The sequence below is a fragment of the Ruegeria discodermiae genome (assembly GCF_030758345.1).
Lineage (GTDB): Bacteria > Pseudomonadota > Alphaproteobacteria > Rhodobacterales > Rhodobacteraceae > Ruegeria_C.
On record NZ_JAVAMO010000028.1, the window covers coordinates 13,206 to 28,889 of the forward strand.

The 15,684-nt window shown below is 55.8% G+C and carries 17 protein-coding genes; 9 read left to right on the forward strand and 8 right to left on the reverse strand.

Annotated features, from left to right (window positions below; genetic code table 11):
• Positions 1 to 5 precede the first annotated feature (5 nt).
• The gene (locus Q5Y75_RS26795; protein WP_306203313.1) at positions 6 to 260 is read right to left on the reverse strand and encodes a DUF3489 domain-containing protein; all 255 of its coding nucleotides are present in this window, start codon (positions 258 to 260) and stop codon (positions 6 to 8) included.
• 393 nt (positions 261 to 653) lie between these two features.
• Positions 654 to 1,217 (reverse strand): TetR/AcrR family transcriptional regulator, encoded by a 564-nt coding sequence (locus Q5Y75_RS26800; protein WP_306203314.1) that lies wholly within the window; start codon positions 1,215 to 1,217, stop codon positions 654 to 656.
• A 78-nt stretch (positions 1,218 to 1,295) separates the two neighbouring features.
• Here Q5Y75_RS26800 and Q5Y75_RS26805 point away from each other — a divergent pair, with 78 nt between their 5' ends.
• From Q5Y75_RS26805 to Q5Y75_RS26820, 4 genes are read left to right on the forward strand one after another with little or no spacing between them, the layout of a single operon-like run.
• On the forward strand, positions 1,296 to 2,177 hold the full coding sequence (locus tag Q5Y75_RS26805; protein WP_306203315.1) for an oxidoreductase: 882 nt from the start codon (positions 1,296 to 1,298) through the stop codon (positions 2,175 to 2,177).
• Positions 2,178 to 2,186: 9 nt separating this feature from the next.
• A complete protein-coding gene (locus tag Q5Y75_RS26810) occupies positions 2,187 to 2,642 on the forward strand; it encodes a hypothetical protein (protein WP_306203316.1) in 456 nt (151 codons plus the stop codon).
• A 21-nt stretch (positions 2,643 to 2,663) separates the two neighbouring features.
• Positions 2,664 to 3,143 (forward strand): SRPBCC domain-containing protein, encoded by a 480-nt coding sequence (locus Q5Y75_RS26815; RefSeq protein WP_306203317.1) that lies wholly within the window; start codon positions 2,664 to 2,666, stop codon positions 3,141 to 3,143.
• The gene (locus Q5Y75_RS26820; RefSeq protein ID WP_306203318.1) at positions 3,127 to 3,807 is read left to right on the forward strand and encodes an NAD-dependent epimerase/dehydratase family protein; all 681 of its coding nucleotides are present in this window, start codon (positions 3,127 to 3,129) and stop codon (positions 3,805 to 3,807) included. The genes Q5Y75_RS26815 and Q5Y75_RS26820 overlap by 17 nt, the downstream gene beginning before the upstream one ends.
• A gap of 234 nt (positions 3,808 to 4,041) precedes the next feature.
• Here the strand turns inward: Q5Y75_RS26820 and Q5Y75_RS26825 are convergent, their stop codons facing one another.
• From Q5Y75_RS26825 to Q5Y75_RS26835, 3 genes are all read right to left on the reverse strand, one after another.
• Positions 4,042 to 4,500: an Lrp/AsnC family transcriptional regulator gene (locus Q5Y75_RS26825; protein ID WP_306203319.1), complete on the reverse strand. Its 459-nt coding sequence runs from the start codon at positions 4,498 to 4,500 to the stop codon at positions 4,042 to 4,044.
• A 157-nt stretch (positions 4,501 to 4,657) separates the two neighbouring features.
• A complete protein-coding gene (locus Q5Y75_RS26830; RefSeq protein ID WP_306203320.1) occupies positions 4,658 to 4,996 on the reverse strand; it encodes an STAS domain-containing protein in 339 nt (112 codons plus the stop codon).
• Positions 4,986 to 5,354, reverse strand: coding sequence for a DUF1127 domain-containing protein (locus tag Q5Y75_RS26835; protein ID WP_306203322.1), 369 nt, complete (start codon positions 5,352 to 5,354; stop codon positions 4,986 to 4,988). Before Q5Y75_RS26835 ends, Q5Y75_RS26830 begins: the two co-directional genes overlap by 11 nt.
• 236 nt (positions 5,355 to 5,590) lie before the next feature.
• Between Q5Y75_RS26835 and Q5Y75_RS26840 the strand changes: the two genes are divergently transcribed.
• Both Q5Y75_RS26840 and Q5Y75_RS26845 read left to right on the forward strand, forming a co-directional pair.
• Positions 5,591 to 6,034, forward strand: coding sequence for an Lrp/AsnC family transcriptional regulator (locus Q5Y75_RS26840; RefSeq protein ID WP_306203324.1), 444 nt, complete (start codon positions 5,591 to 5,593; stop codon positions 6,032 to 6,034).
• A 270-nt stretch (positions 6,035 to 6,304) separates the two neighbouring features.
• A complete protein-coding gene (locus Q5Y75_RS26845) occupies positions 6,305 to 7,249 on the forward strand; it encodes a phosphotransferase family protein (RefSeq protein ID WP_306203325.1) in 945 nt (314 codons plus the stop codon).
• Positions 7,250 to 7,279: 30 nt separating this feature from the next.
• On the opposite strand, the gene Q5Y75_RS26850 is transcribed toward Q5Y75_RS26845, so the two are convergent.
• A complete protein-coding gene (locus tag Q5Y75_RS26850; protein ID WP_306203326.1) occupies positions 7,280 to 8,308 on the reverse strand; it encodes a GlxA family transcriptional regulator in 1,029 nt (342 codons plus the stop codon).
• A 53-nt stretch (positions 8,309 to 8,361) separates the two neighbouring features.
• Here Q5Y75_RS26850 and Q5Y75_RS26855 point away from each other — a divergent pair, with 53 nt between their 5' ends.
• Together Q5Y75_RS26855 and Q5Y75_RS26860 are read left to right on the forward strand one after the other, a co-directional pair.
• The gene (locus tag Q5Y75_RS26855) at positions 8,362 to 8,970 is read left to right on the forward strand and encodes a DJ-1/PfpI family protein (protein ID WP_306203327.1); all 609 of its coding nucleotides are present in this window, start codon (positions 8,362 to 8,364) and stop codon (positions 8,968 to 8,970) included.
• Positions 8,970 to 9,740, forward strand: coding sequence for an MBL fold metallo-hydrolase (locus Q5Y75_RS26860; RefSeq protein WP_306203328.1), 771 nt, complete (start codon positions 8,970 to 8,972; stop codon positions 9,738 to 9,740). Before Q5Y75_RS26855 ends, Q5Y75_RS26860 begins: the two co-directional genes overlap by 1 nt.
• 310 nt (positions 9,741 to 10,050) lie before the next feature.
• On the opposite strand, the gene Q5Y75_RS26865 is transcribed toward Q5Y75_RS26860, so the two are convergent.
• Together Q5Y75_RS26865 and Q5Y75_RS26870 are read right to left on the reverse strand one after the other, a co-directional pair.
• Positions 10,051 to 10,647, reverse strand: a complete 597-nt coding sequence (locus tag Q5Y75_RS26865) for a pentapeptide repeat-containing protein (protein ID WP_306203329.1) — start codon at positions 10,645 to 10,647, stop codon at positions 10,051 to 10,053.
• A gap of 300 nt (positions 10,648 to 10,947) precedes the next feature.
• Positions 10,948 to 12,213: a hypothetical protein gene (locus Q5Y75_RS26870; protein WP_306203331.1), complete on the reverse strand. Its 1,266-nt coding sequence runs from the start codon at positions 12,211 to 12,213 to the stop codon at positions 10,948 to 10,950.
• Positions 12,214 to 12,466: 253 nt separating this feature from the next.
• Here Q5Y75_RS26870 and Q5Y75_RS26875 point away from each other — a divergent pair.
• On the forward strand, positions 12,467 to 15,684 hold a 3,218-nt coding region (locus tag Q5Y75_RS26875; RefSeq protein WP_306203333.1), incomplete at its 3' end, for a CHAT domain-containing protein.

The following is a 15,684-nucleotide window of genomic DNA, read 5'->3' on the forward strand; positions in this document are numbered from 1 at the left end:
GGCGGTCACACCTCCTTCACGATCCGATAGACCGATCCTTTGTCAGATCCTGATCGCTCAACAATATGTCCCGCCTTGCGCATCATCGAAATCGCCGCGCGCGCTGAATGCGGCTGCCAGCCAAAAGCTTTCTGAATCTGCGCAATCGTTGCACCAGCCTTGCGGGACCGCAGTTTCTGCAACTGTTTCTGACGCGTGAGATTGTTCCGGGCCGTTTTGGCGGGCGGTGTTTTGATTTCTGTATCTGATGAAGTTGTCATTGATCTTTCCACTTTGAGGACACAGGATGATCCTGCGCCCGGTACCGAGTGGAGCCCGGCAGTTGCGGGCGAATCTTGACTGCCATCAGTACAACTTCCATGCGAAGAGAAGTCCAGCTGTTTATCAAAAAATGGGCGGAAAGCGGAATTTCGCTGCTATTGCACACGGCCTCAAGTTTTCGCCGAGAGAAGACATTGGCGTCCAGCAAAGAAACAAGCAGTGGAAACTCAGTCGGTTCTAGGTTCGATATCAATCGCCGTAGTAATAAAACCCACAAACGAAAATGAACTGGGACCCAAATAGGTCTGACGCTCTTCTCTTTCCGGCCCAAAGCGGGCTGCGATTGCAGCATCCGGCAGCTGCGCCGAGAACCCGCTTTAGGCCGAGCCCGTCTAAACGCTGCTGGTGACTTTCAACGCCGACATTCGCAAAGCGGACAACATATCGATCAGGTGTTTTTTGCTTTTTGCGTTGTACTTTGCCGCTGTTGATGAGCGTTGAATGAAGTCCGCGTACTGATCAACAGTCAGGTCACAGTTTTCAATCGCACTCGAATACGGCTTCAGGACACGCGCGATGATCTCGGTGTTTCGCTTTGCGCCGGCCTCCAGCTCTTTCTGACTTGTCGAAGTCACTCCAGCGATGATGTCCTCGGCGTTAGGCGAAGATTGTAAGAAGTCATAGTGCTCTATGACAGCGTGTTTGAAGACGACATCGAGTTGCGCACCAAGGCCACCAGCTTTTTTGAGGCCGGCTTCGATATCCAGAACGACCCTGTCTGCCAGCGACCGGATCGTGGCCCGCAGCACCTCGTCCTTGTTTGCGAATGCCTTGTAGAGTGTTTGACGCGAGATACCCGCTTCTCGGGCAATGTCGTTCATGCCGGTTCGCTTCACGCCGTAGCGAAGAAAAAGCTGCTTCGCGGCTTCGAGGATGTAGTCGTAGCGATCTTCCATGATTTACATATTGACAAGTGAGCGCTTAGTGTCAACATCGACAATCATTCACCGTATGTCAATTTGTCAGGATGCGAGATGTCTAAACAATCTGGAAAAGTCGCCATCGTCACCGGTGCAAACAATGGAATCGGGTTTGAAACAACAGTTGGTATGGCCGAAGCAGGTTTTCACGTCGTCATGGCGTGCCGCAGCCTTGAAAAGGCCGCAGCCGCCAAAGCAAGCGTTCTCGCGCGGATCCCGTCCGCGTCCCTCGAGATCCTCGTGCTGGACCTGAGCGATTTGACCTCGGTTCGTGGGTTCGCCCAGGCTTTCCGCGCCCGGTACTCCACGCTGGATGTGCTGATAAACAACGCGGGTATTCTGCTTTACTCCGCTCAAACGAATGCTGATGGCGTCGAGTTGCAGTTCGCAACCAACCACCTGGGACATTTCCTGCTGACTGCGCTTCTGATCGACATGTTCCCAGACGACTCTGCATCGCGGATCGTCTCACTCTCCAGTATTGCCCACAAGAATGCGAACACTCACTTTGACGATCTGACATGCGGCCAGGATGGCGGCGTTGCTTACGGTCAGTCCAAGCTTGCCTGCTTACTCTTTGGCGACGAACTGGACCGTCAACTTACGGCTTCGGGCAAGTCGCTGAAATCGCTGACTGTGCATCCGGGCGGGTCAGACTCCGGTCTGTTCAACGATTTGGACGAAGCAACGCGCGCTAACATGAAGGAACAAGTCGAACAACTTCTGCACTCCAACGAAGACGCCGCCAAGCCGTCTCTATTCGCCGCTTTGTCGGATCAGGTCAAAGGTGGCGAATACTACGGCCCCACAGGCCCCGAAGAGATGAGTGGCAAGACTTGGGTCGCGACCCGCAATCCAATTTGCGACGACCACGGTTTGGCCAAACGTTTGTGGCGTCTCTCGGAAGAGATGACCGACCAGACATTCGCGATCTGAGGGACGGGGATGAACAGGTTCATGGAGCGCCTCTCGCAGGGGTTCGAGTATCTGATCGTGCTCGCCTCGGCTATCATGTTGGGCTGGGGACTTCTCGGGTTTCTTGAATACTTCACCGGGCTGGCGCCGCTAATGCCTTTGCAAAACGCGACCTTTCCGTTGGGCATGCAAACCCTCCATTGGATACTGATCACCGCATCGGGTGCCACGTTTCTGGCCGGATATGTCCTGCGCTGGAGCTTCACTCCGATTGCCATGTTGGTCATCTTCACCGCGCTTGCCACGATGTGTGCTGTGCAAACCTTCGACATGTTGGAAAATCCGGATCGCTACCAGAACTTCGCCCAGGAATGCGTCAATTACATCATCATCTCGATCTATTTGTTTCGATCCAAGCGTATGGGGGATCGTTTTGGGCGGATCATAATTCAGGGCGGGGATCGCGTGTCGCCACAGAACGCCTAAGACCTCAAAGGAAGGATTGTCATGGAAGCCGGATCATCGGAAAAAGTGAGCCTCTCGCACTTCAAAATCCACACCCAAATTATGATCGATGCGCCGCCGGACATGGTCTGGTCGGTTCTGACCGACACGGCAAACTACAAGGGCTGGGCTATGTTCCTTGTGGGTATCAAGGGAGAGATCAAAGATGGATCCACGATCACCGTCGACTTTCAGCTTGATTCATCAAAGGAAAAGCTGACCACGCTGGGCCACTCGATAACAGTCGTGGACGGGACGGAATTCTATTGGGCCGAGAAGGGGCCAGGTGGCATTCGCGATAACCATCACTTTTGTGTCGAGCCGCTGGAGGGTGGCAAAACTCGCTTCGTACAATCCGATGAGATCATGGGGGGCATCACTTTCCTGATGGGCGGGCGATTGGCAAAGATGTATTTGGAAGGTTACCAAGCTTTCAATCACGGCTTGAAAGCCGAGGCAGAGCGCCGTGCCCAATCCGCCTGACAAGACAACACGACCACTTGGACGCGTCCTGCTGACCGGTGCGACGGGGATGGTGGGTTTATCAGTATTTGCGGCATTGTTGAAAGAAGAAACTGCGCACGAAGTCGTGTCACTTGGGCGCAGGCCGTGCAATATAGATCACGCAAAGCTGACCGATGTGAGGTTTGCAGCATTCGGCGATACCCAAGCCATCGAACCCTATCTCGATGGCATCGACACCGTCTTCCATTGCCTTGCCACTTATTCCGCGCGAGTCAGCCGAACAGAATACGAGGAAATCACAGTCGATTGGATGCGCGCTTTGCTGGCGGCTTGCGAGAGGTCTGCGCCCGGTGTGACGTTCTGCTTGTTTTCCGCTCAAGGCGCTCGGTCAGATGGCGGCGGCATGTCCTTTGCATTGAAGATTAAGGGCGAAGCGGAGAGCAAACTGTTTGCATCTGACCTCGAACGGAAATTCGCCTTTCGTCCAGGCTATATTGCGCCGTCAGGCCCGAAGAACACATGGAAGATAGCTGATTATCTTTTCAAACCGCTCCAAAGGCTGATGCCGTCCATCGGCGTAACTTCCGATGAATTGGCTCATGCCATGCTTCATACTGCGATACACGATCCACGTCGTACCGCAGTCCTCGAAAACGGTGAGATGCGTAGGTTGCTCGGATGAGGCTACGGCTGCGCCTGAGTATAATCTACTCATTGCTGCGGCTCGAGCTGTTCAGTTTTCAACAGACGCCTTTCAATGTCCGCTTCAGGGAAGCCGCAATGCAGCATTCAACTTCCGCAAGGACGGCGGCTCTGGGCCGGTCGGGTATTTTTGGACGTACGTGCCGAAATGATGCCGCACCTGCTTGCAAGGCGGTAGAGAACTCAAGAGCGACGTGACGTATGCTGCGGTGCCTCAATCACGAATGAACTCGCGCAGGACGACTGTGCTTTCGTAGCCTTCGATAGGTGATTCATAGAAATGTGCGTCGGCGAAATCCGTAAAATCTGTTATTGACGGAAACTTCATGAAAAGTACGAAGTCATCTTCGCCGGTCACTGAGAAGATCCGCTCCACCTCTTCGAACGCGAGTAGCCGCTTTGTCAGTATCTGCTTTCGCTTAGGATCAAGGCGACTGACGGTGAGAAATACGATGATGGAGGTTGATTTCGCCTGAAACTCTGGCGAAATCACCGCAACTTCACGCTCAATCGCGCCAATCTTGCGCAACCGCTGAACTCTCCGCAGGCAGGCCGCCGATGATAAGCCCACCTGTTCCGAGAGCTGATCACCGGTTTGGCGCGCATTCCCCTGCAGAAGCACAATTAACTTTTGATCAAAGGTGTCTAATTCGTCCAATCGGCTGTGGCTCATCAACCTGCCTCCCTTCGTCGTAGCCTAGAGTGTTTCCACCATCTTTATCAAAATTACGCGAATGCAAGAGAGGCAGTTCTTTACACAGCGCTTTGACCCGTGTTTTCAGCGCGTCGAAGCGCAAGGGCTGCTAAAACCGCCTTATCGTCAAAGACCTTTAAGCGGCAAAGGCAGCCAACGGATGCTGGCTTGGGTAGATCACGATTAGATGGTCGAACCCAGCCCCACGCAGAATAGTGACCAACTCAGGCGAGGCATCATAAACTAGGAGCTTTTCGCCGGTCCTTGCGTGAAGCATCTTGGCGGCGACAATCAGCGCCCTGCATCCTGCGCGCGTCGCGTGCGTGACGCCAGCGACGCTGATAATCACTTTACCCGGCCCGAGGGAACCTAGTTCAACAATCGTATCGTAGATTGAGCCAGCTCCTTTGCTGTCGAGTTGACCGTAGAGCCGGACGCTGTTGTATGGCCCGGCGTTCTCAATGCTAATTTCCATGGTGATCTGCTCCCCGATTCCGCATAGGTTTGGCGAGTTCGATCGCGATCGCGTCCTGCCTGCGCGCGCGTTTGGAGCCCGCAATTGCCAGACCCTCAATGGTCAAGTCCGACCGGGAGAGGCCGATGTCCGCAAGTTCGCGGTCGCTCATGCGCCTGAGTTCTTCCAAGACACGCTTTTCCCATTTGTTGTCCGGTCTCCAACTGGGAAGCAGACGCTTTCTCTTGCTGTGGGTTGGATCGGTGTTCCAAGTCCAGGTACCGAGCAGTTTCTTCGGCGCGGCAATTTGGGCCAGAGCTTCTAAAACGGCTCTTGCCAACGCATTACCTGCCGTTGGGCGATTTGCTTTGCTTTGCATGTCTCATTCCAATCAATATGTTGTCGGACCACGGCGCGCGCCGTGGCGACCGGGCGGGAAACCCGGCGGTTGTTTTCAGTGATTTCTTGAGTTGGCTCCGATACAGAGCCTGCGCCACTTTTAGACCTGGAGCCTTGCGAGCTGGCATCAATTGCATCTCGCTTGGAACGAAATCTTCGCTTGTTTCTCCAATTTCTGCGAAAATCTCGCATGAAACTGTTTGCGGGGTATTGGCCGTGGAAGAACTCGACCGCTTAGACCAGAAGATTCTTGCCGCCATGGAGAAGGATGCACGTCAAACCGGTAACCAGTTGTCAGAGGCAGTCGGTCTCTCCCCTGCAGCTTGCTTGCGTCGACTTCAGCGCCTGAGAAAGGTCGGCGCGATTGAACGTGAGATCGCGGTCGTCAATCCAATCTACAAACGCAAAGGCACGCAGGTGTTCGTGTTGGTGCGCTTCGATCCACTGAAGCTCAAACAGATCGGAGTGTTGATGAAGCAGTTTGGCAGGCACCCCGATGTCGAGCGCGTCTGGTCTGTGACCGGGGAAGACGACGTAATGCTGCTCATGCGGTGTGAGTCCATGGAATCATTTTCGGATTTTGCAGATACCTACCTGTTTCAGCCGCCAGTTGACGGGTTTCAGAGCCATGTGGTGCTGAAGGAGTTGCCGCAAGGGTAGAGAGATTGCCGCAAAGTTCTTTCAACACGGCAACAACCTGGCCGAGCTGACGGGTTTGCGTCTAAAACATAGTTCAAATGCCTGCTCTGCTCGCGGAGCACCCACAAGTATCTCAGCCATCGAGAACGTGCAACGAGAGGCAGCAATGCGAGATGCGACCGCAACACAAAAGCCCACTGGCCAAAGGCAGCTTTGGGCCGGAGTAATGGTGGCGAAATTGTCGGGCCACCTAGGATCTCTGCAACGTCGCATGATCGCAGAGAGTGCATATTGACCGATGCCGCGTCTTGCGAGAACGTCCGCTTATACTTTGAAAGGCTGAATGCTCTGTTAAACTTGGAAGATGTAGGTTTACGTCGCGCAGTTGAAAAGTTTGACCCAGACGCGCGTCTTCTTGCGATTGAGCGCTTGAAAGGGGGCGTGTCCGCCGACGTATACAGTCTGGCGCTCGAACAACCCGACGGAAACAAAAGCCGGGTTGTGCTGCGACTGCATGGTGAGACCCATTATGGGCACAACGCTGAACTTGAGTTCGAAATTCTTTGCGCACTTTTTCGGGCAGGGCTTCCGGTCGCAAGGCCACTCAGCGTCGATACGAGTTGCGCGTTTTTGGAACACCCTTACCTGATCATCGAGTTTGTTGAGGGGACCTCTGAAATCGCCGAATCTACGCTCGAAGCGCGCATCGAGACCATGGTTGAGGCACTTTCAACGGTACATAGCGTTCCAGTAAGCGTCATGCCCTCTCTTCCTCGCCGAATTGATCCTATTCCCGAGATATTGGAGTTCTTGCCCGCAAACGCAGAATGGCATGAGCTCCGAAACTATCTCAGACAGCTCCAGAATTCGGCTTTCACTGGCCCAGATGTGGTCTTGCACGGTAATTATTGGCCATCAAATCTCATCTGGTCTGAGGATAGAATTGCCGTAATACTCGATTGGGAAGACGCCGCATTTGGCGATCCGCTGTCCGACGTCGCATGCGCGTCCTTGGAATTAAGATTCATCCACGGGATGGAAGGAAAGCGTCTCTTTGAAAGAGCCTATGCGAAACACCGCAGCATTGACGCAGACAGATACGCATTGTGGGTCGCTTACGTTTCATCCGCGGCATTGAAGTACATGGGAGCATGGGGGCTCGAGAGATCTCGAGAAGAGCACATGCGTCAGATGGCACGGGAGACCCTTCGCGAATCTGCGGCGTGGCTGCTTTGAGACCCTTTCCTCCACTTGCTTGAATCAAAGTCAACTCGCGCGAAACGATGCCTGGTAGCTGGTTGGCGAGGTGTGCACATGTCTATGGAACGCCCGTCGCATGTGTTCTTGATCCCGAAAGCCACAGACCATCGCTACGGTCTTCATGCCGTGATTGCTCTGTTCCAGCAGATTTCGTGCCGCATCGACACGCAAACGTTCAAGAGATTTTGCCGGAGAAAAGCCCACGGTCGCAGTATAGCGGCGCGAAAAGCTGCGCGCGCTCATCGCGCAATGTTCTGCCATATCGTTAACACTGATTGATTGCCTCATATTCTTACGCAGCCAGTCATGGAGATCAGCAAACACGCCTTCGGTGTCTTTGGTCTGTCGGACCAAATCCGCACTGAACTGTGACTGTCCTGACGATCTGATCATTGGCGTCACCAGTGATCTGGCTAAGTGAAGCGCCGAATGGGGGCCCAAATCTTCGCGTACTATTGCCAGCGCCATGTCCGTTCCTGACGTAATACCTGCCGACGTCCAGATTGAACGATCTTTGATGAAGATGGGGTCTACCTCGACGTTCACCTTTGGGAACTGCTTGGCCAGTAGATCGCAATCCTCCCAATGCGTTACGGCGCGACGGCCATCCAGCAAACCAGCGGCTGCCAACACAAACGCCCCGCAACATACAGAGCAAGTGCGTCGACACTGCATTGAAAGCGACGCGACCGCATCGACCAGACGCTTGTTGGTCTCTGCAACATGTGCGCCGTCGCCGCCGACAATAATCAGAGTGTCGATCTGAAAACCCTCTTGTGGCTTGCAGAGTTGGGAGAGCGGCACGCTGTCGATCTGGGCAATAGTGTTGGTTTGCACCATGCCGCCAGATAGCGAAGCAATGTGGATGTTGTAGGCCAGATCGTTGGTACCTTCAGCACATGCTCGGGAAAACACATGCAACGGCCCGACGAGATCAAGCAGCACGATGCCGTCATAGATCACAAAAACAACGTTTGGTTTGTCTGGCGCAGGCTTCGGCACATTGGCATGAAAAGGGGGCATATTGTCATTCATGCCACACGGCGAACTGACTATCCAGAGCGTGAAACATCTAAAGGAGACACGATATGAGAACGCTCGCCGCTTTGGTTTTTCCCGGCTTTCAAACACTGGACTTCTTCGGGCCCATGGAAATGCTCGGTGATCCCACATACGAGATTGAGATCATTACAGTCGCACAAGAAAGGACAGCGGTTCCCAGCCGCCACGGTCAGAAAATCGTCCCAGATACCACGACGGCTGCTCGGACGAGCTATGATTTACTGATGATTCCGGGCGGAGACGCCGCTCTTGACGAATGCACCAATCCAGAAATGCTCCAATGGATCGTTGATGTCGCGGCGGGAGCAGAGCGTGTCATGGCTGTGTGCACAGGAACCATCATACTTGGAATGACCGGCCTTTTGGACGGCAGACGTGCAACAACCAACAAACTGGATTTTACATCCACTATTCATCACGCGCCTAATGTAGAATGGGTGAAAGAAGCCAGGTGGGTCGAAGACGGCAAGTTTTTTACGTCGTCGGGTGTGTCCGCAGGCATGGACATGGCTCTCGCCGTTCTTGCAGGTCTTTATGGGAACGAGAAGGCCGAAGAGACCGCTATAGGCACGGAGTATTCATGGAACCGAAATCGGCATGAAGACCCGTTCGCCAAACTGGCCGGGTTGGTGTGATGGGGAACCCTGAGTTGCTCACCGTCGCAGAAAACTGGTTTCAGATTGATCGCGCGGATGAATTTGGCGTCCGCCGTGTCCGCGAGCCGCATGCAAATGGTGGCAGCATTTGGTTGGTCGAAGGCAGCGAGCGATACCTACTGGTTGATACCGGCATAGGTGTTGCTCCGCTAAGGGGATTTCTACAGGCGCACGCGGCCAAGCCAATCGTCGCCTTTGCCTCGGTCGGTTACTATGATCATGCTGGCGGATTGCACCAATTCGATGAACGCTTGATCCATGAAAACGACGCGTGGCGTGTGCGAGATCCGAACCGAAAGAACACGGTTTTGGAGTTCTATTTTGACCAAGCCTTGAGAGCATTGCCGCACAGCAAATTTGACCCTAACTGTCACGAAATGACCGCTTGTGAACCGACGCGGCTTCTAAAGGATGGCGACCTCATTGACTTAGGAAGTCGATCATTTGAGGTTTTGCACCTTCCAGGGGTGACGGAGGGAACATGCGGGCTCTTCGAGCGCGAAACCGGTGTCTTGTTTACCGGCGAAGCGCTGGTTTGGAATGGTACCGATGTTTACGATGGTGAGCCTGGAGATCGCAGTACCGACGCTGATAACGAGGCGTTTTGCGCTTCGATCAATCGTTTGAAAGAGCTTCTTGCAGCTCAGGTCTACCCTGGACACGGAGATCGCCAAGACGCAGCCATAATGAAGCAGGTCATCAACAACTATATGGGTGAGCAAAAGAACATTAGGGCACCAGAAAGCTGACATCCAAATTTACTCCCTCTAAGTGCGCTTTGTCTGTGTTGTTACGGTTCGACAATCTCTCGGCTTCGCGCCCGTGGCTAAGGTCCGCAATGCGGGTTGCGATCGCAGCATTTCGGTTGGCTTCTGGATGTCGGCAATGGGCCGTCCCTGCTTACGATGGAAGAACCCGCGCCTACGACGCTGCGCTAGCCCGGAAGTCGGCTTCGAGCCCACAGCGACCGATGCTGCGCTTTGCACGAATGTCCGCGCATGCTGCGTGCGCCGTACGTTTCACTTAAAAGGGCTTATGAGCCATTTATCGAGCTTGAGCTTACCTTGACTGACACATGCGCTCTACTATTGCTCTAGGTTTGCAAGGAAAAAGAGAAAGGGAAAACATTGAGTCTGGTGGATTTTCGGGATCCGCGCAGGCCCGCACAAGTCCTGCAGGTTCGGTGACGCCTTGAAGATCCTGCAAACTCGCCCCGGAAATGTCGGCCTCGAAAAGTTTAGTCCCCCTCAGAATGGTACCGTCTAATTTTGCGTTTCGCAGATCAGAGCCGCAGAAATTCACGCCGCGAAGATCGGCGGAGGTAAAATCAGCCTCTGAAAAGTCAGTTAGGGAAAGATCGGAGCCGGCCAGTACGATGCCCCTCAGAGCGGACGGTGTGTGCGCAAGGGCTCCGGCACTTCTCTTGAACGCAGCAGTTGCTATGGGGTCGTCCCGATTGCCCATATCCGCCATCTGAGCATACAATTGCGCGGCACGGACACTTGCATCTATCTGAGCCTGAATGCGGTCTTCCTGCCGTTGTTGCATTTCGAAGTAAAAGGCAATCAGAGCGACAAGGACTGCAGCAACTTCCAGAACTCGGACGAGCCGAAAAACCGGTGAGTCCTCAATGCGCTCGACGAGTATTCTCAGCATTTTCTAACCTATTGCCAAGGAGACGATACAAGTCCGAAAACTAGTTGCACAAGTCATGACGTTTTGAACGGTGCAAGGATGTCAGCAGAGCCAAAGGCTTGAGGTGTTGCACAAATCAATTGCACAACTTCGGCGTTTTGCAACATGATTTTGAGACCGGGCAGGGGCCTCGTGCGGGTGTGTTGCGTATCTGACCGTTTTTGGAAAAATCAAAACGGGACTCGCATTGCAAAGCATCTTTTGTGAAACGGTGACGGGGGCGGCTTAAGCCGCCCCCGCACCTGCCTTCCACTACGCCAACTAGTCGTCGAGTTTGGGCGCCTGGCTCAATTTTTCGAAGCCGTGGTTCATGGCATTGCGCCACCCCCAGAGTTCACGATCCCGCATGCAGTAAAGATCTGCGCCGCGATCAATCGCCGACTGACGCCGCGCCGGCATCGTAGTCCAGTCATCGACGAACTCCTCTGGCCCATACCATTCAAGGTGATGGTAATCATGGGCCTGAAGATCAGGCGACCAACTAGCTGCACGCACTGGCGCCTCGACGAAGAGCATCTCGATCAACCAAAGCGTCCAGGCCTTCAGGTAGGCCCCGCCGCGGAGACCTTCCACTGGCAGAGGGACCCCGTTAAAGCGCCCCCAGGTGCGTTCGGCATAGGCCTCAATGGTCTTCGCGCCCTCTGCCGATTGCAGCCAGGCATGGCGGTTCAGCACTTGGGACAGCCCAGCGATATGGTAGCCCCAGGTCCAGGGCACCAAGATCGCGAAGATCCAGGCGTGAAGCGGCATCACAAGTGCAAGACTTGCCAGAACGCTGAGCGACAAGACGGCCATGATCTTCCGCGCCGGACGGGCCGTCACGAAATTAGACTTGAACCGCGCGATCAGCTGCCTGGCGTGAAAGCGAGGTGAAATCCAGTTCCACCAGTATTGCCGCCAGTAAGCTGCAACCGATTTGCCCGGTGCGAACCCGGCATCGAGAACATCACGGGCATCATCATCCTGGAGCGTAGTGAAGCTTTTCGGATCGTGATGCCGGTCATGTGCGCCCCGATAATCTTCCTCGTTCTGAACGAGGGAGACAGCAGTTGCCAACTCTCCCAGAAACTCCCCCAGCGGCATGCCGAGGACCGTGATTTTCTTATCCCGCAGCGAGTGCCCGCGAGGAAAGAAGTTGTCATGGCTGGCTTCATGTCCGTAGAGGGTCTGGTTCTTGCGCAGCGGCCCGAGCTGGAGCAGCATCATGAGCCCGGCAGCGGCCAAAGCAGGTGCCAGGGGCAGATGCGTCAGTGCAAGCGCACTCGTGGCTGTCGCAGCCCCGAGCCGGGCATGGTCCTTGAGGAAAAGCCACAGCGGCTCTTTCATGTCCACGTCTTCCCCTGGCTTCAGGAGGTACTTACCGGTGAAACGGTCAATAAGCGCCGCGGACAGAGGCAACCGGCGGGCGAACTCTTCGCGGATGCCCTTTGCGTAGCGCAAAGGCTTCCCACGAGGCATTTTCTCTGCATTACTGGTCAACTGTGCGCCAAGCCCACTGGGCGTTTTTCTGAACTTGAAAAATGGCATTATTCTGTCTCCTGATTTACGGGCGCCGGGATGGCGCCGCTGGTCGGAGATGTGCCGCTTGCTATTTTCGGATTGGCGGTTGGCTTTGTTTGGGTTTGTTTGGACTAGCGTGCTGGCGGCTCCTCGTGCTCCTACTCAAGAGCTGGCGGGATCGCTTTTCAGTTGCGTACTTGTTGGGGTTGGATAGAGTTTGGTTGATAGGATCTGGGGCTCTGGATATTGAGAATTTCGTTTAATTCATTGGAGATACGATATGGGCACAGCCTATCTGACCTATGAGGGGTGCGATACGGTCAAGGGTGCGGTCATCGCAAAGCTGTCTTTTCGCATCGATCACGGAGATCGCTCTCACCTTACGATCCCGCTGGCGGAGATGTTGGGCTGGAAGGCGCGCTACCGCGAGGCTGTGAAGCGGCGCGAGCGCGGGGCGGGCGGGACGTTCCTCGAGATCGGCCAGCAGATGGCGGCGGCTATCGATGGCGACAAAGCCTTCGCAATGGCCCTGGATCTGCCCGGGCATCGACCCTTCGAGGTGGTGATCCCGCTGGACGCCCGATCAGATCCAGTGGCGCAAACGATCGAGGATCTGCCTTGGGAGCTGTTGGCGCCACAGGGCCGCCCTCTGGCGCAAAACGCCAGCCAGCTGTTTGCTGTCACCCGCCGCCATGGGGAGGCGCAGGCCAGCGCCAAGGCAAAATACAGCGATGTCGCGTTACTTTTTATGGCGGCTTCGCCTGAAGGGGTGAACGAGCTTGACTATGAGGCCGAGGAGGCCGCGATTCTGGCTGCAACACAACCATCCAACGGCGTACCTTCGGTGCATCTATCTGTCGACGAGACCGGATCGCTGGAGGGGATGGTGCAAAGCCTGCGGGAAAGCCGCGCGGAGGCGCTACACCTTTCCTGCCATGGTGGACACGATCCCAAGGTCGGAGGCTTCCTCGCCTTTGAGAGTCTGCAAGGAAATCGCGCCAAAGTGACAGCAGAGCAGATCCTGGCTGCGATTCCAGCAACCGCCATGCCTAAACTCGCCTTTGTCTCCGCCTGCTACACCGCATTGCGAGCGCCCATCAGCGGGGAGATCCCGGGGCAGCAACGCGCGGGGGAGAAGGACCGCAGTATCAAAGGCCTGAGCGACAATCAGCGCTCTTTCCACGAACCCGGAGCAGTCGCGCCGCTGACGCGCGACGATGGCTCAGCCGTTGAGCCCGGCGCGGCGGATGACATCACCCGGCATCTGTTAGCGCAAATCCCGAATGTGGTCGGCTGGGATGGGGCGGTGAACGATACCGAGGCGACTCTGTTTACTTCAGTGTTCTACCAGAGCTTGGGGGCGGGCGAGACTGTGGCGCTTGCCGCAGCCCGCGGTCGGGCAAGACTTTTGAGAGAGACCTTCGGCGACCAACCTTCGGCCGACTGGCATCTGGCGCGAGTGCACCTGAACGCACATGGCGGAGCGCCATTGTGCCTGGAGACAGGGGGCAAGGCGCGACAGGCTGAGCAGGATGCGACGGAGGAGTTTCTCGACCCCGAAACGCAGCGCGTCAAGGTCGCTCCGCGGCGCGAGTTTGTCGGTCGCAGGCGCGAAATCCAGCGGATCCTGCGCGCCTTCGCCGCAAGAGAGCGAGTGTTGATCCGCGGCATGGGAAATCTTGGCAAGTCAAGCGTTGCAGCACGGGTCGCAGGGCGCGTACGCGGGCTGACGCCGGTAGTGATCTTCGAGCACTATGGTGCAGAGAGCATATTCGAGGCGATCTGCAAGCGCTTACCGGCCGCGACGAAGGCCCGTCTGGTCGCCTGGCAAAACCATTGGAAACCGCAGATTGCCGAGGATGGGGCGCTTTTGGAGATCGCACTGCAGGAACTGCTGGAGGGGGTCACGACCACCGGTGCGGCAGGGACGGAGATCCGGGCCAATGCCGACATTCTGCTAATTATTGACGATCTGGAGCGGGCGCTAGAGGAACCAAAAGCCTCGGAAAAGGCTGCACTAGGGCCGCGCACCGACAAGATGCAGGTTGCCCTTAGCGCTGTGTTGCGAGCTTTTGATCAGGCCCAGACCCAATCGCGGCTTTTGTTCACCAGCCGCTATGACATGGCTTTGGTCGATGGCTCGGGCAAGGATCTGGTCTCAGAGACCAAGCTTACGCGAGTGGCGCTCACGCCGATGAAGGCGCGCAGCAGAGAGAAACAATTGCGCGCCTTTGCCAGGGCACAGGGATTGGAGGACGGGCTAACCGCGAACGCGCTGCCCTGGCTTGAGCGTGCGGCCGATGCGGCGGGGGGCAACCCCTGGATCCAGCGCATGCTACAAGAACAGATCCTGCGGGGAGAGTTGGCGTCGGTCGAAGCTGCGATTGAGGCGCTGGAGGCATATCGCCGTGACGGCACCCCGCCCAAGGACGGTTCTGAGGTCAGCGAGTTCCTGGCGCAGCAGATCATCGACCGCCTCGGCCAGGCCTTGACTGAGGGCCAGAAGCGGGTGCTCAGGGCATGCACTGTCTTCAGCGAAGGCGTCCCGATCCCCATGGCGGCCCTGGAAGCGGTCGCCGCCGAGGCCGGCGCTAAAGACCCTAGTTCCGCGCTGAACCGTCTGCGGGCCCTAGGCCTGCTAGAGCCCTGGGGCGAGATCGGCAACCAGCCCCACGCCGCCCTTAACCCCCTGGCCCGCGGCCTAACTGACCCGCTCGACGGTGCCCATTCCGAAGCTTTAGCAAGGGCTGCACTCCCGGTCATAACCGATACCTATGCTAACGAAGATGGCGATGTTCCCGCGGTCCCTGCTGTCCGAGACGCCATGGCCTTCGCGGTATTGCTGAAGGATTCCAAATCTGCCAACCAATGCGCCTGGGGTGCACTAACTGAACTGCAAAGCCGCACCCAAAGCATCGACACGCTCGCGAAAAATATCCACACTTGGGTTCCCCTCAGCCTCAAAGGTGGCTTCAATCCGGTGTTCTTGCGTTCCATGGTTTCCGCCTTGCAATATGCCGGTTCGGACGATCTCAAGACCGGGCACCCAACACTCAGGCTTTTGGTCGCGACCTTGGAGGACGCCGATTTAGTCCCATTCGAGACAGATCTTGAGCACTGTTCGTTCTTGATGACGACCGGCCGAGCACTGGAGAACAGGTATGATGCTCAGTGGGCCGAAAAGGCCTACCGAAACCTTCTACTCCGTTCAGAACATAATGATCGTCCAGACATCAAAGCAATGGCACAGTCCATGCTGGCCGGATTGCGAAGCCGCCAAGGAGATCATCTAAGCGCCATCGACGAGCACAAAAAGGCAATAGAACTACACAAGGAGAGCGGCGACGAAGAGAACCTTGGGACTGCTCATTTTGCGCTTGGCGAAGCGCTACTCGCCGCCGGGCAGCCGAGCCAAGCAGAGAAGTATTTCCGAGACGAACTTTCTATTCGGCAAGAATTCAACGACCAACGCGCCATCGCCATCACCAAGGGCAAGAT

Excerpts from the sequence above, each read along its gene's own strand:
- Q5Y75_RS26815 (WP_306203317.1), top strand. The coding sequence starts at position 2,664 with ATGGAAGCCGGATCATCGGAAAAAGTGAGCCTCTCGCACTTCAAAATC.
- Q5Y75_RS26810 (WP_306203316.1), top strand. The coding sequence starts at position 2,187 with ATGAACAGGTTCATGGAGCGCCTCTCGCAGGGGTTCGAGTATCTGATC.
- Q5Y75_RS26870 (WP_306203331.1), bottom strand. The coding sequence starts at position 12,213 with ATGCCATTTTTCAAGTTCAGAAAAACGCCCAGTGGGCTTGGCGCACAG.
- Q5Y75_RS26830 (WP_306203320.1), bottom strand. The coding sequence starts at position 4,996 with ATGGAAATTAGCATTGAGAACGCCGGGCCATACAACAGCGTCCGGCTC.
- Q5Y75_RS26865 (WP_306203329.1), bottom strand. The coding sequence starts at position 10,647 with ATGCTGAGAATACTCGTCGAGCGCATTGAGGACTCACCGGTTTTTCGG.
- Q5Y75_RS26800 (WP_306203314.1), bottom strand. The coding sequence starts at position 1,217 with ATGGAAGATCGCTACGACTACATCCTCGAAGCCGCGAAGCAGCTTTTT.
- Q5Y75_RS26835 (WP_306203322.1), bottom strand. The coding sequence starts at position 5,354 with ATGCAAAGCAAAGCAAATCGCCCAACGGCAGGTAATGCGTTGGCAAGA.
- Q5Y75_RS26825 (WP_306203319.1), bottom strand. The coding sequence starts at position 4,500 with ATGAGCCACAGCCGATTGGACGAATTAGACACCTTTGATCAAAAGTTA.
- Q5Y75_RS26850 (WP_306203326.1), bottom strand. The coding sequence starts at position 8,308 with ATGAATGACAATATGCCCCCTTTTCATGCCAATGTGCCGAAGCCTGCG.
- Q5Y75_RS26795 (WP_306203313.1), bottom strand. The coding sequence starts at position 260 with ATGACAACTTCATCAGATACAGAAATCAAAACACCGCCCGCCAAAACG.
- Q5Y75_RS26805 (WP_306203315.1), top strand. The coding sequence starts at position 1,296 with ATGTCTAAACAATCTGGAAAAGTCGCCATCGTCACCGGTGCAAACAAT.
- Q5Y75_RS26855 (WP_306203327.1), top strand. The coding sequence starts at position 8,362 with ATGAGAACGCTCGCCGCTTTGGTTTTTCCCGGCTTTCAAACACTGGAC.
- Q5Y75_RS26860 (WP_306203328.1), top strand. The coding sequence starts at position 8,970 with ATGGGGAACCCTGAGTTGCTCACCGTCGCAGAAAACTGGTTTCAGATT.